The sequence below is a fragment of the Parasphingopyxis sp. genome (assembly GCF_052168275.1).
GTDB lineage: Bacteria > Pseudomonadota > Alphaproteobacteria > Sphingomonadales > Sphingomonadaceae > Parasphingopyxis.
Window position 1 is genome coordinate 1 of record NZ_JBQLZM010000041.1, and the last position, 8,866, is coordinate 8,866.

An 8,866-nucleotide genomic window follows, 5' to 3' on the forward strand; every position below is an offset into this window, starting at 1 on the left:
TGGCGGCGTAGATCGTGTAGGTCGTGCCCTGTCCGGCGCTCGTCCAGACCATCAGGCTGCCGTCGTCGGTGAACACCGGCGACAGGTTGCGCGTGACGGGTTCGGTAAGGCGCACGGTTTCGCCCGACAGGCCCATCGCGTCGATCTGGAACCATTCGTCGCCGCCGGTATCGCGGACGAGCACGAAGCGGTTGCCGCCCGGTATGGCCGTGACCGACTGGACCGGCTCGGCGAAGAAGCTCAGCTGGCTGCGCGTGCCGAGCGGTTCGGTCACGCGGTGCACCTGGTCGGTCGTCCCGAAGCGCGTGGTGACGAGGATCGATCCGTCGGCGAGCCAGTCCTCGAAATCCGCGCTGCGATAGTTCTGGAACCGCTGGACCGCGGCATCCACATCGGCCGGGATTTCGGGCACGTTCTGGAGGGTGGCGCTGCCGATCGTCCGTTCGGGCGCGGTCTGCGCGGCGGCGGGCGCGGCGGCGAGGGAGAGGGCGGCAAGGGCGAGGAGGAAAGGACGCATTGGCGGAACCCTGTTGTGGGATGAAGACGTTGCCAACTATGCTGCAGTTCAGCGGATAAGGAAAGCAAAGCAAACGGCTTTCGCGGCTTTTTCCGGCCGGCCGGCGACGTGAAAAGCGCGCTTGCCGTTGCGGTTTCTTTCTCCCAAGAAGGCCGCCGAACAGAGAGGGGAGGCTCCATGGCCTGCGCAGCACTGGACGCGGCGTCGCACGAACCGAGCGCGAAAGAGGTCCGGCTCGTCATCGCGGCCTCGTCCGCGGGCACCGTTTTCGAATGGTATGATTTCTTCATCTACGGCACGCTCGCGGCGCTGATCGGCCAGGCCTTCTTCCCGGCCGGGAACGAAACGCTGCAATTGCTGCTCGTCTGGGCGGGCTTCGCGGTCGGCTTCGGCTTCCGGCCGCTCGGCGCGATCCTGTTCGGCTTTCTCGGCGACCGGCTCGGCCGCAAATATACGTTTCTGGTCACCGTCACCCTGATGGGCGTCGCGACGGCGGGGGTCGGCATGATTCCCTCGGCGGCGACCATCGGGCTCGCCGCGCCGATCATCGTGATCCTGCTCCGCATCCTGCAGGGGCTGGCGCTCGGCGGCGAATATGGCGGCGCCGCGATCTATGTCGCCGAACATGCGCCGCCCGAGAAGCGCGGCTTCTACACCTCCTTCATCCAGGCGAGCGTGGTCGGCGGCTTCGTGCTCAGCATCGCGGTCGTCCTCGCCTGCCGCTTCCTGATCCCGGCCGACGATTTCGCCGCCTGGGGCTGGCGCATCCCGTTCCTGCTGTCGATCATCCTGCTGTTCATCTCGCTCTGGATGCGGCTCAAACTCTCCGAAAGCCCGGTGTTCCGGGCGATGAAGGAGGCGGGCGAAACCTCGGCCAACCCGTTCACCGAAAGCTTCCGCTATCCCGGCAACAAGAAGCGGATTTTCGTCGCGCTGTTCGGCGTCACCGGCGTGCTGACGACGATCTGGTACACGGCCTTCTTCTCGGGCCTGTCCTTCCTGCGCGGGCCGATGCGTGTCGACGAGCTCACCGTCGAGCTGATCCTCTTTTCCGCCGGGTTCGTTTCGATGATATTCTACGTGATGGTCGGCAAATGGTCGGACCGGGTGGGCCGCAAGAAGCCGATCATGGTCGGCGCGCTCGCGGCGCTGGCGCTGCTGTTCCCGATTTTCTGGGGCATGGGCAGCCTCGCCAATCCCGGCCTCGCGCGCGCGGCCGCGGAAAATCCGGTCGTCGTCACCGGCCCCGAATGCACGACCGATCCCTTCGCCGAACTGTTCGGGGACGAGCAGAGCGAGTGCGGCCGCATTCTCGAAACGCTGACGTCGAGCGGCGTCCGCTACACCATCGAACCGGCGGACACGCTGGCGCTGAGCGTCGGCGGCGAAGCGATAGCGATCGCGCCGGAATGGCTGGCCGACGGGATGGCGCGGCGCGACGGCGTGCAGGCGGCGCTGGGCGCGCGCGGCTTCGATTTTTCGCGCCAGTCGCCGCCCTTCCTCAACATTCTCGGCATATTCGGGCTGCTGCTCGTATCGGCGATGCTCTCGGCGCTGACCTACGGTTCGGTCGCCGCGCTGCTGTCGGAAATGTTCCCGCCGAAGATCCGCTACAGCTCGATGTCGATCCCCTATCATATCGGCGCCGGCTATCTGGGCGGGTTCCTGCCGCTGATCGCCGGGATCATCGTCGCGCGCACCGGGGATATCTATGCCGGGCTCTGGTACACATGGGCGATCGTGGCGTTCGGCGTCATAGTCGCCTGGTGGGGCCTCCCTTCCGGGCCGCCGCGCGATTTCGCCGATGACGGATAACGCCCCGCTGCGCCTGCGCCTCGACGGCGCGGCGCTCGCCGACAATTGGCGCGCGCTCGACCGGCTGAGCGGCACTGCGGCGTGCGGCGCGGCGGTCAAGGCGAACGGCTACGGGCTCGGCGCGCGCGACGTGACGGCGCGGCTGATCGCGGCCGGATGCCGCGACCTCTACGTTGCGACCTGGGCCGAGGCGGCCGAGATCGCCGATCTGTGCACGGGGCGCTCGCTGAGCGTGTTCCACGGCGTCCGGCGCGAGGACATGGCGGTGGCGATCGACAGCCGCGCCCGGCCCTGTCTCAATTCGGCGGCGCAGATCATGCGCTGGCGCGAGGCGGGCGGCGGCGCCTGCGACGTGATGGTCGATACCGGGATGAACCGGCTCGGCGTCTCGGTGCGCGAGGTGAGGGACGGTCTGCTCGACGGCCTCCGGATCGACACGCTGATGAGCCATCTCGCCTGTGCCGACGAGCCGGGCGATCCGAAGAATGACGACCAGCACGCGGCGCTCGCGTCGCTGTCCGACTACACCGACGCGATGCGCACGAGCCTCGCCAATTCGGCGGGCATCGTGCTCGGCAAGAAATATCATTTCGATCTCACCCGGCCCGGCATCTCGCTCTATGGCGGCGTGCAGGTCGATGCGCTCGTCCCGCACATCCGCCAGGTCGCCTTTCCCGAGGCGCAGGTGATCCAGCGGCGCACGATCGGCCCCGGCGATACGGTCGGCTACAACGCGACCTTCACCGCCGCCCGGGAGATGGAGCTGGCGATCCTCCATATCGGCTATGCCGACGGCTATCTGCGCGGCTTTTCGGGCACCGGCGGCGCGCGCTTCGGCGATGCGGCCTGTCCGCTGGTCGGCCGGGTCTCGATGGACCTTGTCGCGGTGTCCGTCGACGCCGCGCCGGACGTGGCGGAGGGCGACTGGCTGGCCATCGATTTCGACCTTCCGGCGGCCGCCGCGCAATCGGGTCTCTCGCAATATGAGTTGCTTACGACCCTCGGCCGCCGCTATCAGCGCAGCTGGAATGAGTGAAACCGGCGCAATCGGCTCGCTAGTGGCGATATTCGCGGCAATCGGGCGACCGGTTGTCGGCGGCTTCGCGTCGGTCGGCCGGGTCGCGCTGTTTGCGCTGCGCACGATCCAGCGGGCGCTGACCCCGCCCTGGTATCCGCTCCGGCTGCTCGACCAGATGTTCCAGATCGGCTGGAACTCGCTGCCGGTCGTGGCGCTGACCGCGATCTTCACCGGCGCCGCGCTGGCCCAGCAGATCTATACCGGCGGGCAGCGCTTCAACGCCGAATCGACGGTGCCCGCGATCGTCGTGATCGCGATGGTGCGCGAGCTCGGTCCGGTGCTCGTCGGGCTGATGGTCGCGGGCCGGGTGTCCTCGTCGATGGCCGCCGAAATCGGCACGATGCGGGTGACCGAACAGATCGACGCGATGGTGACGTTGCGGACCGATCCCTTCCGCTATCTGATCGCCCCGCGCCTGTTCGCCAGCGTGATTACGCTGCCGATCCTGGTCTGCATCGCCAATGTGATCGGGATTTTCGGCGGCTATATGCTGTCGATCTACAAGCTCGGCTTCAATCCGGCCGGCTATCTCGCGATGACCAAGGACATATTGGAAACCGACGATATCCTGATGTCGCTGGTCAAGGCGGCGGTGTTCGGCTTCTTCATCGCGCTGTCGGGCTGTTATGCGGGCCTCCGGACGCGGGGCGGCGCGGCCGGCGTCGGCCGGGCGACGACCAATGCGGTGGTCGGGGCGTTCGTCCTGATCCTGCTCTCCAACCTCCTCATCACGCTGACGGCGTTCGGCTGATGAGCGGACATCCCAAGATCGAGCTGCGCAACGTCGTGAAGAGCTTCGGCAGCAACCATGTGCTGCGCGACGTCGACCTCACGGTCGAAACCGGCGAATCGGTGACCGTCATCGGCGGATCGGGGAGCGGCAAGTCGGTCATGCTGAAATGCGTTCTCGGCCTGATGGAAGTCGATTCCGGGCAGATTTTCGTCGACGGCGAGGATGTGTGCGCCATGAACGCGGCGGATCGCGATCGCGTGCGGGCCAAGTTCGGGATGCTGTTCCAGGGCGGGGCGCTGTTCGATTCGCTGCCGGTCTGGCGCAACGTCACCTTCGCGCTGACCCGCGGGCGTTTTCGCAAGGCGGCCGAGATGCGGCGGACCGCGCTCGACAATCTCGAACGGGTCGGGCTCGGCGAGGACGTCCTCGATCTCCGGCCGAGCGAATTGTCGGGCGGGATGCAGAAACGCGTCGCGCTGGCCCGCGCCATCGCGCCCCGGCCCGAGATCATCTTCTTCGACGAACCGACGACCGGCCTCGATCCGATCCGCACCGACGTGATCAACCGGCTGATCACCGAGCTGGTGCGCGATCTGGGCATTACCGCGCTGACGATTACGCACGACATGGGATCGGTCGAGAAAATCTCGGACCGGGTGGCGATGCTCTACGAGGGCGCGATCATCTGGACGGGTCCGGTCGCCGATCTGCGCCATTCGGGCGACGTGCATGTCGACCAGTTCGTTATGGGCAAGGCGGACGGGCCGATCGACTGATCGATCCCATGTCCGGTCGATAAATCGCGTTTTCGATCAAAAATGGACTAATCATCGATTTTGCCACTAACTATCTATCGGTAAATCCGTTGGAACCGATTGCCCTGTCCGGCCATTGATCCGTCAGACAGTCAATAATTCCGATAATGGAGATACCGAATAATGCTTGGACGCAATGTTCCTGACGTAACCCTGAAAACCCGCGTGCGCGACGAGAGCGTCGGCGGTGCCAATCCGTTCCGCTGGCAGGACGTGAAGACCGGCGATCTGTTCGCCGGCAAGCGTTCGGTGGTCTTTTCGCTGCCCGGCGCGTTCACGCCGACCTGCTCGAACGAACAGTGCCCGGCGTTCGAACGCTATTATGACGACTTCAAGGCGCTCGGCGTCGACGACGTTTATTGCATCTCGGTCAATGACGCCTTCGTCATGTACAAATGGTCGCAGGATCTCGGCCTTGAAAAGGTCAAGATGCTCCCGGACGGTTCGGGCGACTTTACCCGCCGCATGGGCATGCTGATCAAGAAGGACCATCTCGGCTTCGGCGATCGCAGCTGGCGCTATGCGATGGTGGTCGAAGACGGCGAGATCGTCGCCTGGTTCGAAGAGCCCGGCATCAACGACGACGGGACCGATGAAGATCCGTATGTCGAATCGACGCCGGACAATGTACTCGCCTGGCTGCGCGACAATCGCGACGCGAACCGCCGGGCCGCATAACGCGACCGACCCGCTCCCCTGAATCGCGATCTCCTGAACCTTCGCGATTTGGACCTCGACCCGCACCGGCCTTCCCCTCGGCCGGTGCGGGTTTTTCTATGGACCGGCGCGGCATGGTCGCTAAAGCGGCCCGCGAGGGAGGCCGAACATGACCGACAGGGCGATCGTCGCGCCGCGCATCGAAACCGAAAGGCTGATCTTGCGCGCATTCCGCCTCGAGGATTTCGAGGCATTTGCGGAGATGCTCGCGAAACCGGATGTCGGCCATTTCATCGGCGGGGTGGTGACGGACCGTGCCGTGGCCTGGGAGAAATTCTGCCGCGCGCCGGGGTTCTGGGCACTGCTCGGTTACGGCATGTGGATGATCGAGGAGAAGGCGAGCGGGCGGATCGCCGGCAATCTCGGCTTCGGCAATTTCCAGCGCGCGATCGATCCGCCGCTGCCCGACGTGCCCGAGGGCGCCTGGGTCTTCGATCGATGGGCGCACGGCAAGGGCTATGCGAGCGAGGCGCTGGCGGCCGCCCTGGCATGGGCCGACGCCCATCTGCCCCGGCGCGGCTATTGCTGCATCATCTCGCCCGACAATGCGCCGTCGCTGGCGCTGGCCCGGAAATTCGGGTTCGTGGAAACGCGGCGGGCGGAGTTCAAAGGCGAGGAGACGATCGTGCTGGAACGCCCGGCCGCCTAGAGCGCGATCGTCCTTGATCGCATGCCACCGTCATTGCGAGAAGCCCCGAACTTGTTTCGGGGCGACGAAGCAATCCAGAGCCGCATGCGATGGCGTCTACGGCTCTGGATTGCCGCGCGCCCTGCGGTCGCTCGCAATGACGACCCTATCTGAACCGATCACGCCCTAGGTAACCGCGGCCTTTTCCGCGAACCGGTCCTCGCGCCAGACGCCGCTGTCGAGAATGTCGCCCAATATCTCGACCGCCTGCCAGACGTCTTCGAAGCGCAGATAGAGCGGCGTCAGGCCGAAGCGGAGAATGTCGGGCGCGCGGAAGTCGCCGATCACGCCGCGTTCGATCAGCGCCTGGCTGATCGGCCAGCCATCGGGATGGCGGTAGGAGATATGGCTGCCGCGATGCGCGGCGTTGCGCGTCGTGATCCGTTCGAGGCCGTGCCCCGCGCAGCGCTCCTCCACGCGGTCCGCGAACAGGTCGAACAGCGCCGCCGATTTCGCCGCGACCGACTCCATGTCGATAGCGGCGAACAGGTCGACGCCGCTTTCGAGCGCCAGCAGGCTGAGGATCGGCGGCGTGCCGCACAGGAAGCGGGTTACGCCGGGCGCCGGCGCGTAATCGTCGCGAAACGCGAACGGCGCTTCATGGCCCATCCAGCCGGCGAGCGGCGAGCGCAGCTGCTCCTGCAGATCCTCGTGAACGTAGAGAAAGGCCGGCGCACCCGGGCCACCGTTCAGATATTTGTAGCCGCAGCCGACGGCGAGATCGACTTCGCAGCCGTTGAGATCGACCGGGATCGCGCCGACGCTGTGGCTGAGATCCCAGAGCGCCAGCGCGCCCGCCTCGTGCGCTTCCTCGGTCAGCAGCGCCATGTCGTGCCGCGCCCCCGTCTTGTAATGGACATGGGTCAGCATCATCAGCGCGGTGTCGGGGCCGAGCGCATCGACGAGATCGCCGGCCTGCTCGGTATGGACGGCATGGTCGGGAAGAATGTCCGCCGCGCCGCCGGCGGTGTAGAGATCGGTCGGGAAGTTGCCGGGCTCGGTCAGGATCTGGGCGCGATCCTTCTGTATCCGCGCCGCCGCGACGATCAGCTTGAACAGGTTGACCGAGACCGAGTCGGTGACGATCACCTCATGCGGACGTGCGCCGATCAGCGCCGCGATCTTCGCGCCGATCCGCTGCGGCGCCCCGATCCAGTCATTGGCGTTCCAGCTCCGGATGAGGTCCGCGCCCCATTGCCGCTCGACCGCGTCGCGCTGCGCGGCGACCGTCGCCTTGGGCAGCGCGCCCAGCGAATTGCCGTCGAGATAGATGACGCCGTCGGGCAGGCTGAATGCGTCGCGCAGTCCGGCGAGCGGATCGGCGGCATCGAGGGCGCGGGCATCGTCGAGCGAATGGGTCATGACCGCCGTCCTAACCCGCATCCCGGATGCCGAGCGCGATCTCGATCAAGTCGACCTGCCGTTCCCAGCTCGCGGTGCCGGGCGACACGAGTTCGACATGGCCTTCGCCGGGGATCACGACCAGCTCGATATCGGTCGCATCGCGCGCGAGATTGGCGTTGCGATAGGACTCGGCATAGGCGGGCGGCGCGATCCGGTCGCGCTCGGCGTTGACGAGGATCTGGCGCGCCATCGCGGCCGGCATGCGTTGCGGCGAGGTCAGATCGGGGCGATCGCCCATCATCAGGCGCGGCGCCTCGGTGCCGCAGGGATGGCCCTCGCGCCGGATCCCCGCCTCGAGATCGGGCAGGCCGCCCTGGCTGATGACGGTTCCGATCGGCAGCCGGTGGCGATTGGTCAGCGGCTGGCCGGTAAAGGCCGATTGCCGCGCCGCCAGCCACAGCGCCAGATGGCCGCCCGCCGAATGGCCGATCGCGACGATATTTTCGACGTCGAGATCGTAGCGCTCCCAATTCGCCATCAGCGAATCGCTCGCCGCCAGCACATCCTCATAGGTGCCGGGATAGCCGCCGCCCTCGCGGTCGACGCCGCGATATTCGATGTTCCAGACCGCGATGCCGCGCCCGCGCAGATCGCCGGCGATCCAGTTCATGATGTCGCGCTCGGCGATATCGGTCTGCCAGCAGCCGCCATGGATCATCAGCACGGTCGGATGCGGACCGTCGCCCGCGGGCAGCCAGAGTTCCGAAAACTGCAGATCGCCCTCGCCATAGGGAATGCGGATATCGGTTTCGGGCTTGGCCTGTGCGAACAGGTCGTCCCAGGCCATGATCTCCGTGTCCGCAGCCGCCGGCGGCGGGGCAGGGGGTTCGGAGCTTTGCTGGGGCATGGCGCAGGCGGTCAATCCGGCAAGGCAGGCGGCGAGCGCCGTGCGAATGAATATGGTCATGGACCCATGCTAGGCGGTAGCGTCGCAGGCCGCAATTGTCCGGATGGTTCGGCGCAAGGCTTTGTTCGGGGGAAGGTCCGGCGGGGAATCGCCGCAGCGGGATTCGTTTGTCAGACTCGACCTGTCGGTCGAGCGCCGCACCGGCCCGCACCCCCTCCCGGCCTCCCAACAGGGTACACTCAATGGGAGGCC

8 protein-coding genes and 1 pseudogene are annotated in these 8,866 nt (G+C 66.4%); 6 read left to right on the plus strand and 3 right to left on the minus strand.

Annotated elements, in window-relative coordinates; translation table 11 throughout:
• Positions 1 to 517, minus strand: a pseudogene (locus ACTS1X_RS03655) (S9 family peptidase); the annotation flags it as partial.
• 177 nt (positions 518 to 694) lie between these two features.
• Between ACTS1X_RS03655 and ACTS1X_RS03660 the strand changes: the two are divergent.
• The 6 genes from ACTS1X_RS03660 to ACTS1X_RS03685 all read left to right on the plus strand — a co-directional run bounded on the left by ACTS1X_RS03660 (position 695) and on the right by ACTS1X_RS03685 (position 6,324).
• A complete protein-coding gene (locus ACTS1X_RS03660; RefSeq protein ID WP_442613021.1) occupies positions 695 to 2,332 on the plus strand; it encodes an MFS transporter in 1,638 nt (545 codons plus the stop codon).
• Entirely contained in the window at positions 2,322 to 3,368 is a 1,047-nt protein-coding gene (alr, locus tag ACTS1X_RS03665) for an alanine racemase (RefSeq protein WP_442613022.1), read from the plus strand. The genes ACTS1X_RS03660 and alr overlap by 11 nt, the downstream gene beginning before the upstream one ends.
• On the plus strand, positions 3,361 to 4,161 hold the full coding sequence (locus ACTS1X_RS03670) for an MlaE family ABC transporter permease (RefSeq protein WP_442613023.1): 801 nt from the start codon (positions 3,361 to 3,363) through the stop codon (positions 4,159 to 4,161). Before alr ends, ACTS1X_RS03670 begins: the two co-directional genes overlap by 8 nt.
• The gene (locus tag ACTS1X_RS03675; RefSeq protein WP_442613024.1) at positions 4,161 to 4,919 is read left to right on the plus strand and encodes an ABC transporter ATP-binding protein; all 759 of its coding nucleotides are present in this window, start codon (positions 4,161 to 4,163) and stop codon (positions 4,917 to 4,919) included. The genes ACTS1X_RS03670 and ACTS1X_RS03675 overlap by 1 nt, the downstream gene beginning before the upstream one ends.
• Positions 4,920 to 5,081: 162 nt before the next feature.
• Positions 5,082 to 5,636 carry a peroxiredoxin gene (locus tag ACTS1X_RS03680; RefSeq protein WP_442613025.1) on the plus strand — a complete coding sequence of 185 codons (555 nt, stop codon included), beginning with the start codon at positions 5,082 to 5,084 and terminating at the stop codon, positions 5,634 to 5,636.
• Between the two features lie 148 nt (positions 5,637 to 5,784).
• Positions 5,785 to 6,324, plus strand: coding sequence for a GNAT family N-acetyltransferase (locus ACTS1X_RS03685; RefSeq protein WP_442613026.1), 540 nt, complete (start codon positions 5,785 to 5,787; stop codon positions 6,322 to 6,324).
• 165 nt (positions 6,325 to 6,489) lie between these two features.
• On the opposite strand, the gene kynU is transcribed toward ACTS1X_RS03685, so the two are convergent.
• Together kynU and ACTS1X_RS03695 are read right to left on the minus strand one after the other, a co-directional pair.
• Positions 6,490 to 7,725 carry a kynureninase gene (kynU, locus tag ACTS1X_RS03690; protein ID WP_442613027.1) on the minus strand — a complete coding sequence of 412 codons (1,236 nt, stop codon included), beginning with the start codon at positions 7,723 to 7,725 and terminating at the stop codon, positions 6,490 to 6,492.
• A gap of 10 nt (positions 7,726 to 7,735) precedes the next feature.
• Positions 7,736 to 8,674, minus strand: a complete 939-nt coding sequence (locus ACTS1X_RS03695; RefSeq protein WP_442613028.1) for an alpha/beta hydrolase family protein — start codon at positions 8,672 to 8,674, stop codon at positions 7,736 to 7,738.
• Between the last annotated feature and the right edge of the window lie 192 nt (positions 8,675 to 8,866).